This window comes from Comamonas fluminis (genome assembly GCF_019186805.1).
GTDB lineage: Bacteria > Pseudomonadota > Gammaproteobacteria > Burkholderiales > Burkholderiaceae_C > Comamonas > Comamonas fluminis.
In genome coordinates this window covers 1,884,469-1,906,471 of the sequence record NZ_CP066783.1, presented here as the reverse complement: position 1 = coordinate 1,906,471, position 22,003 = coordinate 1,884,469, and the positions used below count along the sequence as shown (strand labels likewise).

The 22,003-nt window shown below is 60.4% G+C and carries 16 protein-coding genes and 1 tRNA gene; 6 read left to right on the top strand and 11 right to left on the bottom strand.

The genetic code is table 11. From position 1 onward, the window contains the following. Position 1: 1 nt before the first annotated feature. From JDW18_RS09125 to JDW18_RS09100, 6 genes are all read right to left on the bottom strand, one after another. Positions 2-2,617, bottom strand: coding sequence for a DUF5682 family protein (locus tag JDW18_RS09125; RefSeq protein ID WP_218243305.1), 2,616 nt, complete (start codon positions 2,615-2,617; stop codon positions 2-4). 185 nt (positions 2,618-2,802) lie between these two features. Then, positions 2,803-3,885, bottom strand: coding sequence for an ATP-binding protein (locus tag JDW18_RS09120; RefSeq protein WP_218243304.1), 1,083 nt, complete (start codon positions 3,883-3,885; stop codon positions 2,803-2,805). A 27-nt stretch (positions 3,886-3,912) separates the two neighbouring features. Continuing rightward, positions 3,913-5,631, bottom strand: coding sequence for a DUF5691 domain-containing protein (locus JDW18_RS09115; RefSeq protein ID WP_218243303.1), 1,719 nt, complete (start codon positions 5,629-5,631; stop codon positions 3,913-3,915). Then, complete coding sequence (locus JDW18_RS09110; protein ID WP_246610398.1) at positions 5,631-7,043, bottom strand: SWIM zinc finger family protein; 1,413 nt, start codon at positions 7,041-7,043, stop codon at positions 5,631-5,633. Before JDW18_RS09110 ends, JDW18_RS09115 begins: the two co-directional genes overlap by 1 nt. A gap of 192 nt (positions 7,044-7,235) precedes the next feature. Then, positions 7,236-7,478, bottom strand: a complete 243-nt coding sequence (locus JDW18_RS09105; protein ID WP_218243302.1) for a hypothetical protein — start codon at positions 7,476-7,478, stop codon at positions 7,236-7,238. A gap of 58 nt (positions 7,479-7,536) precedes the next feature. After that, a complete protein-coding gene (locus tag JDW18_RS09100) occupies positions 7,537-7,839 on the bottom strand; it encodes a hypothetical protein (protein ID WP_218243301.1) in 303 nt (100 codons plus the stop codon). Positions 7,840-7,942: 103 nt separating this feature from the next. Between JDW18_RS09100 and JDW18_RS09095 the strand changes: the two genes are divergently transcribed. Next, positions 7,943-8,917: a helix-turn-helix transcriptional regulator gene (locus JDW18_RS09095; RefSeq protein ID WP_218243300.1), complete on the top strand. Its 975-nt coding sequence runs from the start codon at positions 7,943-7,945 to the stop codon at positions 8,915-8,917. Between the two features lie 138 nt (positions 8,918-9,055). On the opposite strand, the gene purL is transcribed toward JDW18_RS09095, so the two are convergent. After that, positions 9,056-13,066, bottom strand: a complete 4,011-nt coding sequence (purL, locus tag JDW18_RS09090) for a phosphoribosylformylglycinamidine synthase (RefSeq protein WP_218243299.1) — start codon at positions 13,064-13,066, stop codon at positions 9,056-9,058. A gap of 176 nt (positions 13,067-13,242) precedes the next feature. Here purL and map point away from each other — a divergent pair, with 176 nt between their 5' ends. The 3 genes from map to JDW18_RS09075 all read left to right on the top strand — a co-directional run bounded on the left by map (position 13,243) and on the right by JDW18_RS09075 (position 17,238). Continuing rightward, entirely contained in the window at positions 13,243-14,055 is an 813-nt protein-coding gene (gene map / locus JDW18_RS09085; protein WP_218243298.1) for a type I methionyl aminopeptidase, read from the top strand. A gap of 191 nt (positions 14,056-14,246) precedes the next feature. Then, positions 14,247-16,877, top strand: coding sequence for a [protein-PII] uridylyltransferase (locus JDW18_RS09080; RefSeq protein WP_218243297.1), 2,631 nt, complete (start codon positions 14,247-14,249; stop codon positions 16,875-16,877). 100 nt (positions 16,878-16,977) lie between these two features. Next, on the top strand, positions 16,978-17,238 hold the full coding sequence (locus tag JDW18_RS09075) for a hypothetical protein (protein ID WP_218243296.1): 261 nt from the start codon (positions 16,978-16,980) through the stop codon (positions 17,236-17,238). Between the two features lie 74 nt (positions 17,239-17,312). Here JDW18_RS09075 and asd read toward each other — a convergent pair whose 3' ends face one another. Further along, the gene (gene asd, locus JDW18_RS09070) at positions 17,313-18,176 is read right to left on the bottom strand and encodes an archaetidylserine decarboxylase (protein ID WP_218243295.1); all 864 of its coding nucleotides are present in this window, start codon (positions 18,174-18,176) and stop codon (positions 17,313-17,315) included. A gap of 384 nt (positions 18,177-18,560) precedes the next feature. Here asd and infA point away from each other — a divergent pair, with 384 nt between their 5' ends. Together infA and JDW18_RS09060 are read left to right on the top strand one after the other, a co-directional pair. After that, complete coding sequence (gene infA / locus JDW18_RS09065; RefSeq protein WP_218243294.1) at positions 18,561-18,815, top strand: translation initiation factor IF-1; 255 nt, start codon at positions 18,561-18,563, stop codon at positions 18,813-18,815. Between the two features lie 74 nt (positions 18,816-18,889). Then, positions 18,890-18,966: transfer RNA gene (locus JDW18_RS09060), tRNA-Pro, on the top strand. A 574-nt stretch (positions 18,967-19,540) separates the two neighbouring features. On the opposite strand, the gene arsH is transcribed toward JDW18_RS09060, so the two are convergent. From arsH to JDW18_RS09045, 3 genes are read right to left on the bottom strand one after another with little or no spacing between them, the layout of a single operon-like run. After that, positions 19,541-20,257: an arsenical resistance protein ArsH gene (arsH, locus tag JDW18_RS09055; RefSeq protein ID WP_246610396.1), complete on the bottom strand. Its 717-nt coding sequence runs from the start codon at positions 20,255-20,257 to the stop codon at positions 19,541-19,543. Beyond that, on the bottom strand, positions 20,244-20,675 hold the full coding sequence (gene arsC / locus JDW18_RS09050) for an arsenate reductase (glutaredoxin) (RefSeq protein WP_218243292.1): 432 nt from the start codon (positions 20,673-20,675) through the stop codon (positions 20,244-20,246). Before arsC ends, arsH begins: the two co-directional genes overlap by 14 nt. A gap of 25 nt (positions 20,676-20,700) precedes the next feature. Then, complete coding sequence (locus tag JDW18_RS09045) at positions 20,701-21,990, bottom strand: arsenic transporter (protein ID WP_218243291.1); 1,290 nt, start codon at positions 21,988-21,990, stop codon at positions 20,701-20,703. Positions 21,991-22,003: the final 13 nt, after the last annotated feature.

Below are 22,003 nucleotides of genomic sequence, written 5' to 3'. Positions count from 1 at the left end.
ATCACACCTTATCTGTAGATGCTTCAAAATCAGGAGCTACAGGCGACTTTACTGCCTGGACTTCAGGCAGATTCAGCCCTAATAGTGCGCTCAACACCGGCAGTGCCAGTGCTGCACGCTGCTCGTCCCATGGTCCGGCTTCCTCGCCGCTTGCGACTGGGGCGACTTGCACTGAGCCGGTCTGCACCGCACCAGCGACCGGTGCACGCTTGGCTTTCTCGCCCAGGCTTTGTCGCTCGTGCTTGCTGAAGTTGGCAAAGCTGCGGCGCACCAGCGGCAGGATTTGCGCAAACTGTAGCTCGCCCAAGCTCGTCAACCACGCATCGATCGCGCCCCAGATGGATTCATCGTGCAGCAGCACCAAGGCTTGCTGGTTCAAAAAGCCATCCAGCCAGGCCGCCACATCCATGGGCGCGGCGCCCAGCGAGAGGTTGCGGTTGAACTGGCGCACCACTTCGGCGCTTTCCAGCAGATGCTCATCCAGCAGCAAACGGCAGGCCATGCCGCGCAGCAAGGCCGCGGCCGCATCGCCCATGGCCAGACTACGCAGTGCGGCGCGCCAGGCGTCCACGGCTTCCTGGGCCTGGCCATCCATGCCGCGCAAGCGCAATGCATCGTGGGCGGCCAGCACCTTGATCTTCATCGCGCCCGCCGCGTCTTCGTCCATGGCCATGCAAGCCACGGGCAGGCCGATGGCGGCACGCAGCACCAGCGAATCAATCACCGTGGCCAGCAGCACCGTATCCGTCTGGCGCACGCTGCCGTAGCGGTACACATTGGCCAGCGGCGGCAAGGCTTGCAGCAACTGGGCCACATCACCCGTGGTGGCTGCGCGCTCGGCCAAAGTTTCAATCAAGGCCTCAACCAACTGCGGCAAGTTGGCCAGCAGTGCGTCGTCAATGGCATGGGCAATCTCGGGCAGTGCGGTCTCGGGCGTCAGGCTGGCGCGTAGCTTGGCCGTGGCGGCTTGTGCCACGGTGGCGCCATGCACGCTGGCTTCGATGACGCGCACGGCCAGCTCGGGCTCCCACTGCATCTGCCAGCTTTCGCGGAAGGTGCCGCGGTTGCGCTGCGCATCTTGCGCGGGTGTGCCCCAGCCAATGCCTAGCAGACGCAGGCGGTGCAGAAAGTGGCTGCGTGCCAAATCATTTTCTTTGCGCAAATCCAGCGCCAGCAGCTTGGCTGCCGCCTCGGGCTTCATGCGCAGCGATTTTTGCTGCTGCTCTATATCGCGCTGCAGCGGCACCTGGGGCACATCGGCGGGCACGCTGCCCAGCACATGGCCCACGGTGAGTGCGTCGTCAATCAGCTTGAGCGGCGCAGTCTCACCCATGCAAACCACCGTGACGATGGCCTCGTTAATCTCTTGCAGCCCCGGCGTGGGCTGGCCACGCAGCGCAGCCAAGCTGGCGGCCAGGCGCGTGGCTTCAATGATGTGTGCACTGGAGCAGTCCAGATCTTTATCGCGCAGCAGATGGGCCACGCGGGTGAGCCAGCCTGCGGTGCGCAAAACGGCTGGCTTGACCGCAGGGTTTACTATATTTTTAATAGCTTCTGGCGCGCTTTCATCCTGCGCTAGCGGCCTGTTTGATTCCATATCTGCCTGGTAGCAGCGCCACAGATGCTCATACCAGCCCGGCGATGTGACACCCGCACCATAGCCGCTGCTGCTGGCCAGATTGCGATAGGTCCACGGCGCCCAGGTGGCCATCACCTTGGCCTTGGGCAGGCCTTTGAGCAAGGCACTATCGGCCTTGGCCGTCACGCTTTGCTGCAGCGCGGGCACATGCCATGCGCCGCACACCACGGCAATGCGCTGGTAGCCTGCCTTGGTCGCCTCGCGTATGCACTGGCGCATATGGGCCTCACGCATGGCTTCGCGCTGCACATAGGCTTCGCCGCGCCAATGTTCGCCGTCTTTGGCCAACTCACTGCGCACAGCGGTCATGGCTTCGTTGATGGATTCAAACAGCGCCTCACTATCGCCGCGCTCCTCGACCAAGCGGTTCCACCAACTCTCGCCGTCTTCAAAGCCTGCCGCGTGGGCCAGCCAGTCCAGCGGATCACGGTGGTTATGGTGCTCTTGCGCCGCTGTCTGTGGCTCTTCTACAGCTTCATCTGCGGCGATCTGCTCAGCGTCTGGTGCATCGCCTTCCGCTTCTTGCGCTGCAGGCTCTGCGGCTTCTGCCTCAGATTCATCGCCTTCAGCGGCGTCTTCAACTTCATCAGTCGCGCCGCCGCCCTCTTCCATCGCCTTCTTCAAAGCCTCTCGCCGCGCAAACTCAATCGCCATGGCATGGGTTTGCGGCAGATCGATAAAGCGCGTGGCAACGCCCTGGCGGCTGGCCCATTGCAGGGCTTGCCACTCGGGCGAAAACTCGGCAAACGGATAAAACGCGGCCTGGCTGGGCGCGTCTTGCATATAGACCAGCATGGCCACGGGCGGGCGCAGCTCGGCGCTTTGCAGCATGGGCAGCAGCGCCTCGCCCTCGGGCGGGCCTTCAACCAACAGGCAGTCGGGCTGCAAAGCTTCAAGCGCCTGCAGCAGGCTGCGCGCACAGCCGGGGCCGTGGTGGCGTATGCCAAAGAAGTGAACGGAATCAGCGGAAGTGGCCATAGATTTCTTGAAAGCTGCGATGTGCGTGAATCAACGGAATTTCAGCAGTGAAGACAGCTCAGCCCATCGCAGATGGGCGGTTGAGACGAGGCGTCGCAAGCGAAGACAGTAGCAGCGCTACGGCGAGCTTGCGCGCGGCCTGCGTGGCAACGAAGTATCAAGAGCTGTATTCACTGCCGCACAACTCACAATTGCTCTCGGCAGGCGCGGTATAGATCTTTCCAGTCGGCACGCTCCTTGACGACCGTCTCCAGATATTCCTTCCACACCACCGTATCCTGAACCGGGTCCTTGATGACCGCGCCCAGCAGGCCAGACGCCACATCGTTCGCGCTCAGCACGCCATCGCCAAAGTGGCCCGCCAGCGCCATGCCGCTGTTGATGACCGAGATGGCCTCTGCTGTGGACAAGGTGGAGCTGGGCGACTTCACGCGCACGGTCTTGCCGTCTTCGGTCTGGCCGTTGCGCAGTTCGCGGAAGATTTGCACCACGCGGCGCACTTCCTGCAGCGCAGGCGCTTCGGCAGGCAGTTGCAGGGCGCGACTTTGCTCGCCCACACGCTTGGTGACGATCTGCACTTCTTCGTCTTGCGAGGCTGGCACGGGCAGCACCACGGTGTTAAAGCGGCGCTTCAAGGCGCTGGAGAGTTCGTTCACGCCCTTGTCGCGGTTGTTGGCCGTGGCGATAACGGAGAAGCCCGGCACAGCCTGGAATTCCATACCCAGCTCAGGCACGGGCAAGGTCTTTTCAGACAGCACGGTGATCAAGGTGTCCTGCACATCGGCGGGGATGCGGGTCAGCTCTTCGATGCGGGCGATCTTGCCCAGCTTCATGGCGTTGACCAGCGGGCTGGGGATCAGCGCTTTCTCGGACGGGCCGTGGGCCAATAGCTGGGCGTAGTTCCAGCCATAGCGCAGTTGCTCTTCGCTGGTGCCTGCGGTGCCCTGGATCAGCATGGTCGAGTCACCGCTGACCGCAGCCGACAAATGCTCCGACACCCAGGACTTGGCCGTGCCGGGCACGCCGTACAGCAGCAGTGCGCGGTCGGTGGCCAGGGTGGAAACCGCAATCTCCATCAGGCGCGGATTGCCGATGTACTTGGCGCTGACTTCAAAACCATTGCTCAAGGTGCCACCCATCAAATACTGCAGCACGGCCCAGGGCGAGAGCTTCCAGTTCGGCGGACGTGGACGGTCATCCACCTTTTGCAGGGCATCGAGTTCTTCGGCAAATTGCTGTTCGGCGTGCTGTCGCAGGACTTGGCTCATGGTGTGGCTTCCGGTAAAAAATGGGCGTTAGATGGAGGGGGATGCGACGGCGGCGAGGGCCATGCGCAAATCGACAATACGGTTGAGTTGCTGCAGCACGCGCTCGTCATCCCAGGGCCGCAAGCGGGCGCGCGCGCGGCGGGCTTCCTGCTCGGCTTTGAGCTTGGCAATGACTTCGGCGTTGGCCTCGGCGTTCGGGCCTTGCACAGCTTCTTTGGGTTCTTCACTAGCGGCTGGCAAATCGCTCCCAGGCACAGGCGTGCGCCACAGGTCGGCAAAGCGCGGCAGCAGGCTGGCATGCAGGCGTTTGGCGCAGGCCAGCACGGCCTGGTCGGCCTGCCAGCTGTGCCAATTACCCTGTGCCTGTTTGCCGCGTGTGGCGGTGTAGAGCGCATCCACAATCCACTGCGAGATGGCGGGCGAGAGCACATCGACCGCACCCATGCTGTCATCCATGCTGTTGACGGAATCGATCAGTGCGCTCTGGCCCTGCTTGCGCTGCAGGCGCTCCAGCCACATTGCTTCGCGCTGCTCCGTCGTCAGTTGGTCGAGCAGCGGCGGCAGCAGAGCCTGCGCACGCGAATCGCTTTCCATGCTTTGCAGCAGCGGCAGCCAGCGCAGGTCGTGCTGGGTATCCAGCGCCTTCAGCCAGCCCTGGCGCAGCGCAGATTTCCAGTCGCTGCGGCGGCTCCAATCCCACAATTGCTCGGGGCTTTTGTCCAGCGCCTGGCGCCAGAAATCAATGGGCGCCAGCGCCACCAGCTGCTGCAGCCACCAGGCACGCTCGCCCTTTACATAGGCAGGCAGTTGCAGCGCAATGCCATCGCGCTCCCAGTCTTTGTTGCCCTCGGTGGGCGGCTCGATTTGCCATTCGCCCTTGTCATCGCGGCTCAGCATGGTTTGCAGCCAGGCCGTAATGCGCAGGCTGTGCGCGCTGGCGGGCAAGCGGGTCAGCAGCTGGGCGGCGTTTTCGCGCACTTCCTTGCTGCGGTCGGCCAGCAGTTTCTCCAGCAGCGGCTCGTCGTCCATGCTCAGGCCCGCGTGCAGCGCCGCCACCATGGGTGCACGCTCTTTGGCGTTCAATTCTTTCAGGCTGGCTTCCAGCCGCGCACGGGCCGTGGCGGGGTCGGTTTCGCGCTCTGCCTCCAGCAGGCTCACGCGCTGGGCAACAGAGCCTTCTTGCCAGATTTGCTCGGCATTGGCCGTCTCTTGCACGCCTGCGGCATAAGCCCACTGCGGGTTTTGCGTGGCCAGCCAGCGGCCGCGCTCGCCCAGCACGGGCAGCAGCCATTCGCGCAGCTCCGTCGATTGGCGGCCCTGGTTGAGCGCACTGACCAGCAGGCCGTGCGGCAGGCGCAGGCCAGCGTTGTTCAGCTCTGCAAAGGTAGGCGCCAGCTGGTCTTGCGGGCCTTCGGTGATGATGGCTTCAACCAGGCTTTCCAACTGCGCATCGTCTGGCGCGCTGCGTGATTCGGGCGCCGGAATGACAGGCACCGTCAGCGGCGCGCTCAGCTGAATCTGGCTGCCCGGCACCCAGCCTGTGCGCTCTAACACCGCAGCCGCCGCACTGGCCCGCAGAACTTGCGCGGCGATGGATGCCGCAGGCTGCTGCAGCGCCATTTGCACGGCCTGCACGCTGGCGGGCGTGCTCACATCGGGCGTAGTCAAAATAACAGGCACGGCCAGTCGCTCTGCCCCCACCAAGGCTGACTGCTGCAGCGCAGTCCATAAATTGGCTTGGCTCATCACACCTCTCCCCGGTTTTGCCAGATGCAGGACAAGGCACCGCCCTGCTCTGTGGCTTGCCAGGCGCTCAGCAAGCGCCAGCGGCCAATCTGCGGGCCAGCCTCCCATTCGCCAAACAAGGCCACGGGTGCGCCGCCCGTCAGCGCCAGCAGGCGCCACGCTTCGGCGTCTTGAATCACCACAGGCACTGGCGCCATGTTGGTGACCATATCGGCGGTTTTCGGCCATGCGGCATACCACTGTCCATCGACAAAATTCAGCCCTGCATTGGCACACCACAGCGGCTGCGTGGGCTGCAGCGGGTTGGCGGCAATGCGCTGGCTCAGTTGTTGCAGGACATCGCCCAGCACATCGGTGTTCAGCACTGCATCGCTATCTAGCAATTGCATATCGCCACCGGCCAGCGCACGCGATGCGGCGCGGCCGGGGTAGAAATGCAGGCGGCCACTGTAGCTGGCGCCTTGCACCCAAGCCGATTCAAAACCGCGCCCGCCCTGGGCGTAGTCCAGCAACAGCGCCATGCGCCCACTTTGCAGGCCTTGCAGCCAGACATGGCGCTCCAGCAAGCGGCCTTCGCGCTCTATCAAGCGTATGCCGGCCACGCGCCATTGGTCGCTCAGAGCCTCGCCCTGCGCTTGCACTTCTGCCTTATCCAGCGGCCAGCCCAGCGCTGCCATCACATCGGCTTTGACATCGACGGGCAAAGATTCGCGGCGCTCTACCGCATCCACCAGCAGCTGCCAGTGGCCCAGCTGCACCAGCAAATCACGCGCCCACTGCGGGTGGCTGTCCACCAGCTCCCAGGCTTCCTTGATGCGGGCGGCCATGCCTGTGGCCTGCGCGTCCACCATACGTGCGGCCATGGTGTGCCAGTGCTGGCGCGCCTTGGCGTCGCCAGACTGGTTGGCCAGGCCCGTGCGCACCATGTCCTGCATCCACAGCGACAGCTCTTGCATGCCCGCAGCCACCTTATCCCAGCGCTTGTCGTCGCGCTTGGCTTGCTGCTTGGCCAGCACTTCAGGGTCTGGTGGGGGGGCCGCAGCTATGGCTGCTGCCTTGGCCTCTTTTTTCTCGGCCTTCTCTGCGCGGCCACCCAGCCAGGCGTTGACCCATTCGGGCTGCTCACCGCCATCTGCCACCTGGCCCGCTGCGCGCAGCAGCATCAGCGCCAGGCCGTGCTTGCAGGGGAATTTGCGGCTGGGGCAGGAGCATTTGAAGGCGGGTCCACTGAGATCGACCTGCGTTTGGTAGGGCTTGGAGCCGCTGCCCTGGCATTCGCCCCAGACCGCCGCATCGTTACCCCCCGTGGTCGGCCACTTGCTGATGGATTGCAGCCCTTTGGCGGCTTTGGACGAAGCCGCGTCGGGCGATAGCGCCAACACCTCTGCTTCTGTAGCTAGTACACGCGACACCGATGCTCCCCTCTTCGGTCAAGTTGCTGCTTTTAATTTGATAGCTGCTTGCGCTTGTCCATCAAGCGACTCAAGCCAAAACTGCTAAGCGCACGCACAGGTACAGGATCTGCACCTTGCCAAGCATCAGCCTACCATCTGCGCCCGGGGTTCAAATGAAACAAAATTAAAAAATCGCCTGCACCATCTTTATTATTGATATGCATGAATAATCAATAAATTCTTTCGCGGAAATATTTCATATTTTTCTACTTTGAATTTCCATTCATCAAAATTCATTTCATCTTCAAAGCCTTCGCCATTCGGCTTGACAATTTTGATTAATTCCTCAGGAGCCATTGCCATTTCAGCAACCTGGCCTGCATTATTTTTAAATTTCACCTTGACTTTACAAATACCGCCATCAAACAAACTCAAATATTCCTTGATTTTCATTACGTCCTCCTTGATACACCCTATCTTAGCCAGCGTCACTGACAGGGCGTGACAGAAGCTACCGACAGGGCTGCTTTTGTGCCAGGTTTTTCTGACTGAAGTCCACGACTACATAGTCGCCCATGAATGAAATACTCAGCGACTGCAAGTCCCGCACATGCTCATGAGAGGCAACAAGCTGCTGCACCTGGCCGAGAGACCAGTGTTTCAACGCATAAGCACTCAGAACCAGACTCTCGCCCAGCACCCCATTGCAGCACCACCGCTGCGCAAGCACTGGTACACCTTTGAGCTCAATGACTTCTGAATAAATCACATAAGCATCTTCATCATTTCTGTATTGAGAAAATATGTCTGCCATCCGCACCCTCTGTAATCAATATGCCTGAAGCTTAGAAATATCGAATGACAGGTGAAGTCAGCAAAGAATCATCCAATCAATAAATTCACAAAATACTTAAAAAATGCTTCCACTGACATCCGCTGTCAGAGAGCCCCTCTATACTCACAAAAAGAAATCATTTTTAAGCAGCATGACATCTGAAAACACCACAAAATTAGCCAGGCGCCTGACAGAACTCATTCACCGCCTTTATGCAGGCGAACAGTTGCAGCAAGCTGCGACCCTTGCACAGGAATTCAACGTCAGCGAACGGACCATCTTCCGCGACCTGGAACGCCTCGAAGAATGGGTGCACAGCACACCTGAAGGGCGATATCAGCTCAGACCGCATCTGCAGCCTCGCCTGCAACTCAAACAGCTCGAAGCCGTGATGGCACTGCTGGATATTCAGGAGCAATTGCCGGGCAACACGCTACGGCGACTGACTCAGTGGGCCGAAACACCGGGCGACGAACCAAGCTATCTGTTTCGCGGCCCCTTCTCGGAAATGGAAGGCATCAACCGCCAGGACTTCGACACACTGGAAGAGGCGGTGCGCAAACGCCATATCTGCCATTTGCGCCACCGCAGCAAAGCCAGAACCCTCGCGCCTTACAAGCTCATCAACCAGCAGGGAATCTGGTATCTGGCTGCAGCGGAAAACGGCAAGCTCAAGGCTTTTGCACTATCGCAATGCAGCCATGTGCTGAAAACCGAGGAGTTTTTCGAGCCGCGCAATGACTTCACGCAGGAGATAGAAAGCAGCGACGGCATCTGGTTCGGCCTGAAAACCAGCGTCACCCTGCATGTTTCCGGGCTGGCCATGGAGTATTTCAAGCGCCGCCAGCAGGTGCCTCAGCAAGCCATTCTCAGAGAACACAGCAACTATCTTGAAGTTAGCACCCAGGTCAGCCATGCCGAGCAATTGCTGCCCACGCTGCGCTACTGGATTCCTCATGTGCGCATCGTGAACAACCCGGACTTTGCAAATGCGCTGAACAACAGTCTGCTGCAGTATCTGCAAGCCCAGACAGACAGCGCAGCTACAAGCGCCTGAAAATGCCGATACAGGCCTGAGACTGGCCTGAGACAGACCAGCAACAAATCTCAGTCCGCAGCACACAAAAAAAAGCCCCGCAGCTTTCACACTGCGGGGCTTTTCTATTCAAGCGTGCAAGGTATCAACCCAGCCAATTTATCCCAGCCACTTTCGCGCATTGCGCCACACGCGCATCCAGGGGCTGAACTCCGACTTATCTCCATTGGTCCAGCTCATCTGCACATTGCGGAACACGCGCTCGGGGTGGGGCATCATGGCGGTGAAGCGGCCGTCAGCCGTGGTCACAGCGGTGAGGCCGCCGGTGGAGCCGTTGGGGTTGAACGGGTACTGCTCGGTGGGCTGGCCGTGGTTGTCCACGTAGCGCATGGCTTTGAGCACCGCACCTTCGTTGCCGCGGAACTTGAAGTTGGCATAGCCCTCACCGTGCGCCACGGCAATCGGCAGGCGCGAGCCGGCCATGCCTTGCAGGAACAGGCTGGGCGATTCCAGAACCTCGACCATGCTCAAACGCGCTTCAAAGCGGTTGCTCTGGTTTTGCGTAAAGCGCGGCCAGTCTTGCGCACCGGGGATGATGTCGGCCAGCTCGGCAAACATCTGGCAGCCGTTGCACACGCCCAGACCGAAGGTGTCGGTGCGGCCAAAGAAGGCCTGGAACTCGGCAGACAGACGATCGTTGAAGGTGATGGAGCGTGCCCAGCCAATGCCTGCACCCAGGGTGTCGCCATAGCTGAAGCCACCGCAAGCCACCACGCCGGCAAAGTCCTTGAGCTGCGCACGGCCTGTCTGCAGATCGGTCATGTGCACGTCCACCGCGTCAAAGCCGGCTTCGGTGAAGGCGTAGGCCATTTCAACGTGGGAGTTCACGCCCTGCTCGCGCAAAACAGCCACACGGGGTTTAGCCGCCACGTTGATGAAGGGCGCCGCCACGTTGTCCTTGGGGTCGAACGTCAGGTGCACATGCATGCCGGGGTCGTTCGGCACACCGGCGGCCGCGTGTTCGCTGTCGGCACAAGTGGGGTTGTCGCGCTGCTGGGTGATCTTCCAGCTCACGGCATCCCACACCTGGTGCAGATCGCTCAAAGTGGCGCCAAACACCTTGTTGGCATCGCGCCAGACTTGCAGCTCGCCCTTGCCGGCATCGACGGGCGACGAGGCGGGACGGGTCTTGCCCACGATGGTGGAGCACTGGATCAGGCCATGCTTGCGCAGCACGTCCATCACTTCGGTGCGGTCCGCCGTGCGAATCTGCAGCACGGCACCCAGCTCTTCGTTGAACAGCGCGCGCAGCGTCTGCTCTTCGCGGCGGCCAGACACTTGCTTGCCCCAGTTCTTGCCTTCGCCGCTGTCCATGCGGCTGTCGCTGATGCCATCGCCTTCGGTGATCAGCATGTCCACATTCAGGGCCACGCCCACATGGCCGGCAAAGGCCATCTCGGCCACGGTGGCCAGCAGGCCGCCATCGCCCTTGTCGTGGTAGGCCAGAATCTTGCCCGCAGCGCGCAGCTCGTTGACGGCGTCAACCATGGCGATCAGGTCCTTGGCGTCGTCCAGATCCGGCGTTTCGTTGCCTGACTGGTTCAGCACCTGGCCGATGATGGAGCCGCCCATGCGGTTCTTGCCACGGCCCAGGTCGATCAGCACCAGGGTGCTGTCGTCTTCGGTGGCGTCCAGCTGCGGGGTCAGCGTGCTGCGCACATCGTCGATGGATGCAAAGCCGGTGATGATCAGGCTGACGGGCGATGTCACCTTCTTGGTCACGCCACCTTCATTCCACTGCGTGCGCATGGACAAGCTGTCCTTGCCCACGGGGATGGAGATATTCAGCGCCGGGCACAGCTCCATGCCCACGGCCTTGACGGTGGCGTACAGCGCCGCGTCTTCACCGGGCTCACCACAAGCGGCCATCCAGTTGGCCGACATCTTGATCTTGGAGAGCTCAATCGGCGCGGCCAGCATATTAGTGATGGCTTCGGCCACGGCCATGCGGCCCGATGCGGGCGCGTTGATGGCCGCCAGCGGCGTGCGCTCGCCCATGGCCATGGCTTCGCCCTTGAAGCCCTGGTAGTCGGCCAGCGTCACGGCCACGTCGGCCACAGGCACCTGCCAGGGGCCAACCATCTGGTCGCGGTGGGTCAAACCACCCACGGCGCGGTCGCCGATGGTGATCAGGAAGCGCTTGGATGCCACGGTGGGGTGGGCTAACACCTCAATCACCGCTTTTTCCAGCGGCAGATCATTCAGATCCATCGCGGGCAGCTCGCGGGTGACCGTGGTCACGTCCTTGACCATCTTGGGCGGCTTGCCCAGCAGCACGTCCATGGGCATGTCAACCGGGAACTTCTGGTCACCAGCGGCCACAGCCGTGTCTTCCAGCACCAGTTGACGCTCTTCGGTGGCCGTGCCGATCACGGCAAATGGGCAGCGCTCGCGCTCGCAGAAGGCGGTGAACTGCGCCAGCGATTCGGGCGCAATCGCCATGACATAGCGCTCTTGCGATTCGTTGGACCAGATTTCCTTGGGGGCCAGGCCAGACTCCTCCAGGTTCACAGCACGCAGGTCAAAGCGCGCACCACGGCCTGCGTCATTGGTCAACTCAGGGAAGGCATTGGACAGACCGCCGGCGCCCACGTCGTGGATGGCCAGGATGGGGTTCTTGTCGCCCTGCTGCCAGCAGTGGTTGATGACCTCTTGCGCACGGCGCTCAATCTCGGGGTTGCCACGTTGCACCGAGTCAAAGTCCAGCTCGGCCGCATTGGTGCCACTGGCCATGGAGCTGGCCGCGCCGCCGCCCATGCCGATGCGCATGCCGGGGCCGCCCAGCTGAATCAGCAAGGTGCCTGCGGGGAACAGAATTTTCTTGGTCTGGTCCGCATCGATCACGCCCAGGCCACCAGCGATCATGATGGGCTTGTGGTAGCCACGGGTCACGTCACCGACTTGCTGCTCGTACTCGCGGAAGTAGCCCGTCAAGCTGGGGCGGCCAAACTCGTTGTTGAAGGCCGCGCCACCCAGCGGGCCTTCGATCATGATTTGCAGCGGGCTGGCAATGTGCTCGGGCTTGCCCACTTCGCTGCCCCACAGCTTGGAGACCGTGAAACCCGTCAGACCCGCCTTGGGCTTGGAGCCACGGCCGGTCGCGCCTTCGTCGCGGATTTCGCCGCCGTTGCCGGTGGATGCGCCGGGGAATGGCGAGATGGCTGTGGGGTGGTTGTGCGTTTCCACCTTCATCAGCACATGGTTGGTGGCGCTTTGCTTTTGATAGCTGGGTGCGCTTGCTGCGTCTGCGCTACCGGTGAATTTGGCTGTAAAGCGCTCGACCTCATGGCCTTCCATGATGGAGGCGTTGTCGGCATAGGCCACGATGGTGTGCTGGGGCGAGACGGCTTCGGTGTTGCGGATCATGCCGAACAGCGACTTGTCTTGCGCCACACCGTCGATGGTGAAGTTGGCGTTGAAAATCTTGTGGCGGCAGTGCTCGGAGTTCGCCTGGGCGAACATCATCAGCTCTACGTCCGTGGGGTTGCGCTTCAAGCCATGGAAAGCATTGACCAGATAATCGATCTCGTCATCGGCCAGGGCCAGGCCCCATTGCTTGTTGGCTTTTTCCAGCGCAGCGCGGCCACCGGCCAGCACATCGACAAACTCCATGGGCTGGGCTTGCAGGGCCGAGAACAGCTGCTGTGCCTCATCGCGCGTGGCAAAGACCGATTCGGTCATGCGGTCGTGCAGCAAGGCGGCGATCTGGGCAGTTTGCTCAGCGCTCAGCTCGGGCTTGCCACCCAGCAAGCCCGACTTCAGATCGACGCGGTACTCGGTGATGCGCTCCACGCGGAACACATTGAGACCGCAATTGCGGGCGATGTCCGTCGCCTTGGACGCCCAGGGCGAGATCGTGCCCATGCGGGGGGTGACGATGAAGGGCAGGCCATCAGCGTTGCCTTCAAAGGGGTCGCCATAAGTCAAGAGCGCCGACAGGCGCTCTTGCAATGCGGGCACAGGAGTCCCTTCAGTGGCCACCAGATGCACAAAGCGTGCAGACACGCCGGCGATCTTGGGGTGGATGGCGACCAAGTCGGTCAGAAGCTGTTGGGCGCGGAACGAGCTCAGGGCGTTTCCACCCTCAAACTGTGTCAGATGCAATGTCACGAGGCGGCCTGTTTATGTGAAGGCTGGTGAAAAGCGCCATGGCCCGGCTCTTTTGCAAGAACCCGGCCAAGGCGCTGAATCGGTGAGCCTCGGATTTTACCGTGCCTAGCGCTAACGCTTGGACTTCACATCCACAAGCCCTGCAAGTTCAAAGCCGCAATGGGATAATTGAGCCCATGAGCATCACACTGAAGACCCCCGAAGACATTGAGCGCATGCGCATTGCTGGCCGCTTTGCTTCGGATGTGCTGGACTACATCACCCCCCATATCAAGCCGGGCATCACCACCCAGCAGATCGACGATCTGTGCGCCCAGCGCATGGCCGAGCAAGGCACCAAGACCGCCTGCCTGGGCTATCAGCCACCGGGCATGACGCCCTACCCGGCCTATGTCTGCACCTCGGTCAACCATGTGGTGTGCCACGGCATTCCCAATGACAAGCCGCTCAAGAAGGGCGATATCGTCAATGTGGACGTGACCGTCATCACTGAAGACGGCTGGTTTGGCGACAACAGCCGCATGTTCATCATTGGTGAAGGCACTGTGGCGGGCAAGCGCCTGTCCAAGCTCACCTTTGAAGCTATGTGGAAGGGCATCGCACAGGTCAAGCCCGGCGCTACGCTGGGCGATATCGGCCACGCCATCCAGACCTATGCCGAGAGCCACAACCTGTCGGTGGTGCGCGAATACTGCGGTCACGGCATTGGCAAGGTGTTTCACGACGAGCCCCAGGTGCTGCACTATGGCAAACCCGGCGAAGGCGTGGTGCTGGAAGAAGGCATGGTCTTCACCATCGAGCCCATGCTCAACCTGGGCAAGCGTGACATCAAGGCCATGCCCGATGGCTGGACCGTCATCACCAAGGACCACAGCCTGACCGCCCAGTGGGAGCTGATGCTGGCCGTCACCAAGACCGGCTATGACGTGCTGACATGGTCTGAAGGTTCGCCCACACCGCCCGACTTCATCCAGGCCATTCGTACCTGATACCCCGCTGAGGTCATCACCACCTATGCCGCAACGGTCTTGCACCGGATGCGGCATATTTTTTGCTTGATGCGCTTATCCAGCAAGCGCGGGACGCTCACCTTTTTTGACAACACAATCCTTCGGCCTATGGGCTTGAGGTAAGGTCTGGCCCTGCACTTGCCCTGTTGAACCTCGACTTCTTGCTGCGCATGACTACCTCTGCCCCCACCCCTGCCGCTATTGATACCGAAGCTCTGCACCGCTTGCGTGACGACTATCGCGAAGCCAAAAGCAAGCAGATCGCGCTGTTGAAAAACCCGGCGCTGGGCAGACGCAGTATTCGCGGCGTGCTGCACCACTTCAGTGAACTGGCCGACTCGCTGCTGCGCACCCTGTGGCAACGGGCACAAATGCCTGAAAGCACCGCCCTGCTGGCCGTGGGGGGCTACGGGCGTGGTCAGCTCTTTCCGCATTCCGATATTGATGTGCTGGTGCTACTGCCCCAAACTGGTGCGCAACCCGATGAAAGCACGGCCCGCAGCGTGGAGCAATTCATCAGCAGCTGCTGGGATGCGGGTCTGGAAATTGGCTCCAGCGTTCGCAGCATTGCCGAATGCCTGCAGGAAGCCGCGCAGGACCTGACGGTTCAGACCTCCATGCTGGAGTCACGCCTTATTACAGGCAGCCAGCCCTTGTTTGCTGATTTTGAAACCCAGTTTCGCACCCAGTTGGACCCCAAGGCATTTGTAGAAGGCAAAGTGCTGGAGCTGCGCCAGCGCCACGCAAAGTACGACTTCACGCCCTATGCGCTGGAGCCGAACTGCAAGGAGTCCCCCGGCGGCCTGCGTGATCTGCACACCATGCTGTGGCTTTCAAAGGCAGCAGGCTTTGGCAACAGCTGGCGTGAACTGCGGGCCAATGGCCTCATCACGGACCTGGAGGAGCAGCAGCTGGAATCCAACGAAGCCTTGCTAAGCCTGATTCGTGCGCGCCTGCATGCCGTTGCTGGCCGCCACGAAGACCGGCTGGTGTTTGACCTGCAGACCGCCGTGGCCGAGGCATTTGGCTACCGCTCCACCACCCCCGAAGGCCGCAAGCTGGCCATGCGTGCGGGCGAAACGCTGATGCGCCACTATTACTGGGCAGCCAAGGCCGTCACCCAGCTTTGCCAGATTGTGCGCATGAGCATTGAGGAGCGCCTGAACCCCAGCTCCTACACCTTGATTCCGCTGACCGAGCGCTTCTTCGAGAAAGCCGGCACCATTGAGGTGGCCAGCGACGACCTGTACGAAAAAGACCCGCACGCGATTCTGGAAACCTTCCTCATGTACGAGCGCCATGAGGGACTGACGGGGCTTTCCACCCGCACGCTGCGTGCCATCTACGCCAGTCGCGACCTGATGGACAGTGCTTTTCGGCGCGACCCGGTCAACCGCGAGACGTTTCTGAAAATTCTCAAGCAGCCACGCGGCATCACCCACGCCATGCGGCTGATGAACCAGACCTCGGTGCTGGGCCGCTATCTCTGGCCATTTCGCCGCATCGTGGGGCAAATGCAGCATGACCTGTTCCACGTTTACACGGTCGATCAGCACATTCTGATGGTGCTGCGTAATGTACGGCGCTTTTTCATGGCCGAGCATGCGCATGAATACCCGTTCTGCTCTCAGCTGGCGGGCGGCTGGGACAAGCCCTGGCTGCTCTACCTTGCCGCCCTCTTCCACGATATTGGCAAAGGCCGCGGGGGTGACCACTCCATCATTGGCGCAGTCGAAGTCAAACGCTTTTGCCGTGCCCACCAGATCGACAAGGCCGATGCAGATCTGGTCGAGTTCCTGGTGCGCGAGCACCTGACCATGAGCCAGGTGGCGCAAAAGCAGGATTTGTCTGATCCTGATGTGATCCGCGCTTTTGCGCAGCGTGTGGGCAATGAACGCTATCTGACGGCTCTTTACCTGCTCACGGTGGCAGATATTCGCGGCACCAGCCCCAAGGTCTGGAGCGCCTGGAAAGGCAAGCTGCTGGAAGACACCTACCGCCTGACGCTGCGCGTGCTGGGCGGCCGCGCCCCTGATGCCGCCGCCGAAATTGAGGCTCGCAAGCGCGAGGCCCTGATTCAGCTGGCCCTGTCAGCCCAGCCTTTTGAATCGCACAAAAAGCTGTGGGATACGCTGGATGTGAGCTACTTCATGCGCCATGAGGCTGCCGACATTGCCTGGCACACCCGCCACATCTCGCGCCATGTGGGCGCAGGCAAGCCCGTGGTGCGTGCCCGTCGCTCACTGGCAGGCGAAGGCCTGCAGGTACTGGTCTATGCCCCCGATCAGGCCGATCTGTTTGCCCGCATCTGCGGCTATTTCGACCGTGCCGGTTTCTCGATTCTGGACGCCCGCGTGCACACCGCCCACAACGGCTATGCGCTCGACACCTTCCAGGTCGTCGCCCCCACCATGCAAGAGCAATACCGCGAACTCATGCACATGGTGGAAAACGATCTGGCACTGACACTGACCGAAGGCGGCCCCTTGCCCGCTCCCTCCCAGCGCCGCCTCTCGCGCCGGGTCAAAAGTTTTCCTTTTGCGCCGCGTGTGCTGCTGCGCCCCGATGAAAAAGCCCAGCACTGGCTGCTGTCCATCTCGGCCTCAGACCGCGCCGGCCTGCTCTACACCATTGCCCGCATCCTGGCCCAGCACCATATCAGCGTGCATCTGGCCAAGATCAGCACCCTGGGCGAGCGTGTGGAAGACACGTTTTTGATCGAAGGGGCCGAACTGCAGGACAACCCCAGCCAGTTGCGCATCGAGACAGAGCTACTCAAGGCGCTGTCTGCCAGCCACTGAAAAGCGCCTAGCTGCTGCGGTCAACGCGAATATTTCTGCGCGAAGGCTTTAGTTTTGCGCGTGCCTGTCGATATGCAGTCACCACTACTACGGAAAGCCTATGCAGCTCGCCTCCCCAGAAGTCGCGGCATTGCCGCCCAATACGCGCAGTGGCCTGTTCCATATGCCGCTGTTTCGCCCCGGCACCGAGGTCACCCAAAACGGACGCAGGGAAGTTGTCAGCCACGTCATCTTGCGACGCCGCGAGCTGATGATCTATCTGCAAGGTCATGAAGACCCCGTCAAACCGCATACCCTGCAGCTGTCACCCACCTTGTTCAGCACCGAGCGCAAGCCCGAACCGCTGACCTGGTTCCTGTGAGCAAATTCATCAAAAAAGCCGCTGGTGCTTATGCACTCAGCGGCTTTTGCTATTGATTCATTAGCGGGGAAAGATCACCCCAGACGGCGCTGGGCTTGCCCCATCACCTGCCCCAGTTGCACCGGCATGGCAGGCTGCCACTGCGCATTGAACTCAAGCCCCGCGCTTTGCGGGAACAGCATCACAACGGTAGAACCCAGCTGAAAACGGCCCATCTCAGCGCCTTGCGCCAGTTCTATAGCCTGCTCTCCCGCATAGTCCCAGCTCTTGATATGCCCGGGGCGCGGCGGATTGACCAGCCCATGCCACACCGTCGCCATGCTGCCCACAATGGTCGCCCCGACCAGAACCAGCACCATCGGGCCATGCTCGGTATCGAAGACACAGACCACCCGCTCATTGCGCGCAAACAAGCCAGGCACGCCACGGGCCGTCACCGGGTTGACCGAGAACAGATCGCCCGGCACATAGATCATGCGACGCAGCTTGCCAGCACATGGCATGTGAATGCGGTGATAGTCGCGCGGGCTCAGATAAATAGTGGCAAAGCTGCCATTCTCGAACTGCTTTGCCAGCGCAGCATCACCGCCCACCAGGGCCGTGGCGCTGTAGTCATGCCCCTTGGCCTGAAAAATCTGCTGGCCTTCAATCTTGCCAAACTGGCTGATAGCCCCATCCACGGGACAGATCCAGTCGGCCTTCGACAGAGGCCGCACGCCCTCTTTCAAGGCACGCGTGAAAAACGCGTTGAAGGTGGCATAGGCGGCGGGATCGGGCTGTGCAGCCTCTGCCATATTGACCTTGTAACGCTGGATAAAGCGGCGAATCACCGCCGTCGTCAATCCCCCTGCTTGCGCCTGGGCCAGCTTCCCCATCAGCGCAGTCAGCGCCTGTTTGGGCAAAAGATATTGGGAAAGTACGGCTAGTCGTTCAGACACAGTTGTTTATTGCTATCAAAGTTATAGAGAGTTGTTGCTGATTCTAGCGAAGAGCCAGCACTTCATAGAGGTTCACAGTCGCTTGCGCCATTTCCACCATGCAAAAGAGTCCTGCGCTGCGGCTCCTGCATCGCTTTCAAAGCGTCTCATCGCTGCGACGATCGAGGCTTTTTGCACTGCATTGACAAAGCCAAGAAGCTACAATTCCACGGTTTTATTGAGTGCTGACTCAGCATTACTTGATGGGATACCGGCCTTTTGTTCGGTCTGCGCGATCAGCGCAGCGCTATACCACCTGCTGACAAGGCCTGAGGAATGCTCAGGCCTTTTAACGTGGTACCGACGAACAAGCGCCGCAACTGACCTTTTATTGAGATTGAACACATGGCCAAGGAAGAACTGATTGAAATGCAAGGCTCCGTGACGGAAGTCCTGCCTGACTCGCGTTTTCGCGTGACACTGGACAACGGTCACCAACTGATCGCCTACACCGGCGGCAAGATGCGCAAGCACCACATCCGCATTCTCGCGGGCGATAAGGTGTCGCTGGAAATGTCCCCCTACGACCTGACCAAGGGCCGTATCACCTTCCGCCACCTGCCCAACCGCGGCCCGGCACCGACAGGTGGCAACCGCTAAAAAATTGCCACTATTTCGAGAATAGTCTGCAGCTTTAAAAAACAGCGCAATTTTCTCGTTACAATAGAGGCTTACGGAGCGTAGCGCAGCCTGGTAGCGCATCTGCTTTGGGAGCAGAGGGTCGCGAGTTCGAATCCCGCCGCTCCGACCATATGATTCAAGGACTTAGCTTCGAAAGGGGCTAAGTCCTTTAGTCTTTCTGGGCCCAAGGGGTAAACAAAGGGGTAAACAAAAAATTGGCTACCTCAGCCTCTTTGATGCCCTTCCCTGCAAGATCTGCATGAAGCGGTCGTGATTTTTCAAGTAAGCGGCAAAGGCGTACTACTGTCATCCAGCATGAGCCGTCTGTCAAGACCGACAGGTATTTTTACGCTCGCTGCCAGCAAGCGGTCAGTCAGCAAGGCGATCATTTGATCTGACTCGACCGGTGGCTCCCAGCTTGAAGCCAACTTCTGACATCCCAAGTCGGCGTTGCAGCGATTACTGCTGCTCATGACTGCATCGCGAAGCTCCACAGTCGCATAGCGCTCGTCCCAGCACCAAAGGTCCGCCGACCGGTTTCAGGTGAGCCGTGGACAGTGACCATCAGTGCAACCCAAGGGACTCTAGAAGTCCGCTATCGCGGCCTGTAAATAGACGCGGCCGAGCCATTACGGCCCTTCAAGAAGCAAAGACGTCACCACTGAATTTGCGCCGAAAAATGCGGCAGCTACTCACCATATCGCCTATATGCTGCGTTGATTGACCCGCTTGGACAGTTCTTCTGCGCTTTCACGGCGCTCGCTGTAGCGATCAACTAGGTAGTCCGAGCAGTCTCTGGTCAGCAGCGTGAACTTGACCAGCTCTTCCATCACGTCAACAACTCGTTCGTAATATGAAGATGGCTTCATCCGCCCAGCATCATTAAACTCCGCGAACGCCTTAGCTACAGACGACTGATTGGGGATGGTGATCATACGCATCCAGCGGCCCAGCACGCGCATCTGGTTGACCGCGTTGAAGGACTGTGAGCCACCCGAGACTTGCATCACCGCCAATGTCTTGCCTTGTGTCGGCCGCACGGCACCAGCGGACAACGGAATCCAATCTATCTGCGCTTTGAGGATGCTGCTCATCGCGCCATGACGCTCAGGAGACGTCCAGACCATGCCCTCGGCCCATACCGCCAACTCACGCAGCTCCTTGACCTTCGGGTGATCGTCTGGCGCGCCATCGGGCTGCGGCAGGCCATGCGGATCGAAGATCCTGGTTTCGACCCCCATCTTGCGTAGCAGCCGTGCAGCTTCTTCGGTCAACAATCGGCTATAGGAGCGGTCACGAACCGAGCCATACAGCAGCAGAATGCGCGGCGCGTGCGTCGCACGCTGTGCGGGCAACAGGCCTTCCAGGCTGGGCTTTTCAAAGACTTGTTCGTCGAGGTTCGGTAGATCAGAGCTTGCCAATTCGGTTTCCTTTAGAGTCAATGACGGCTTCCCCATCCTCTTTGGAGAATGCTGCCTGTTGAGGCAGCGGCAGGATATCCAGCACGGCCTCCGAGGGACGGCACAAGCGGATTCCCAGAGGGGTGACCACTATCGGGCGATTGATCAGGATGGGGTGTTGGAGCATGAAATCAATCAATTGCTCATCCGTCCATTTGGGTTCGCCCAAGCCGAGCTCGTCATAGGGCGTACCTTTTTGACGCAACACATCGCGCACTGGTAGGCCCATGGCTTGGATCAGGCCCATCAGCGTGGCGCGATCAGGTGGCGTCTTGAGATATTCGATGACCGTGGGCTCTTCCCCGCTGTTGCGGATCAGGGCCAGGACATTGCGGGAGGTGCCGCAAGCAGGGTTGTGGTAAATCGTGATGTCGCTCATAGCGCTAGATTCCCGTTGCAAAGATTCAAGACACCACGCTGAGCCGCAAGGCCAGGGCGGCAAGGGTGATGAGCAGCACGGGCAGGGTCAGTACCGCGCCGACCTTGAGGTAGTAGCCCCAGCCAATCGTTGTGCCCTTCTTGCCCAGCACATGCAGCCACAGCAAGGTAGCCAAGCTGCCAATCGGCGTGATCTTGGGGCCCAGATCGCAGCCGATCACATTGGCGTACACCATGGCGTCCTTGACAGCACCGCTGGCTGTAGAAGCATCAATGGACAAGGCCCCGATCAAGACCGTAGGCATGTTGTTCATGATCGAGGACAGCACCGCAGACAACACGCCCGTGCCCAGCGATGCGGTCCACACGCCACCGGCTGCAAACTGATTCAGCAACAAGGCGATGTAATCCGTGAGGCCCGCGTTGCGCAACCCGTAGACCACCAGATACATACCCAGCGAGAACACCACGATCTGCCAAGGCGCGCCATGGAGCACCTTCCTGGTGCTGATGACATGACCACGAGCGGCCACAGCCAGCAAAATCGCGGCACCCACGGTCGCCACGGCACTGACGGGCACGCCCAGAGGCTCCAGAACAAAAAAGCCAATCAGAAGCAAGACCAGCACGACCCAGCCGGCCCGGAACGTGGCCCGGTCTTTGATCGCAGCCGACGGCTGTTTGAGTTGGGCCACGTGGTAGGTGGCAGGAATATCGCGTCGGAAAAACAGCAGCAGCACACCGAGGCTGGCCAGGACCGAGGCGATGTTGACCGGCACCATCACCGATGCGTAGTCGTTGAAGCCGATCTTGAAAAAGTCGGCGGACACGATGTTCACCAGATTGGAGACGATCAGCGGCAGGCTTGCAGTGTCGGCAATGAACCCGGCAGCCATGACAAACGCCAGCGTGGCAGCAGGAGAAAAGCCCAGCGCGACCAGCATGGCCATCATGATGGGCGTAAGAATCAGGGCTGCCCCATCGTTGGCAAACAGGGCCGACACAGCGGCACCCAATAGCACGATAAAGGCAAATAGCTTGACGCCGCTGCCTCCGCCCCAGCGGGCAAAGTGCAAAGCGGCCCACTCGAAAAAACCGGCCTCATCCAGCAAAAGGCTGGTGATGATGATGGCGACAAAGGTCACCGTGGCATTCCAGACGATATGCCAGACCACCGGAATATCAGCCCAGTGCACGACCCCCAGCAGCAGGGCGATACCGGCTCCAATCGAGGCGCTCCAGCCAATGCCAAGGCCGCGCGGTTGCCAGATGACCAGCGTCAATGTGAAGATGAAAATCAGAATGCCCGTCAACATGGTGAACCGTTCC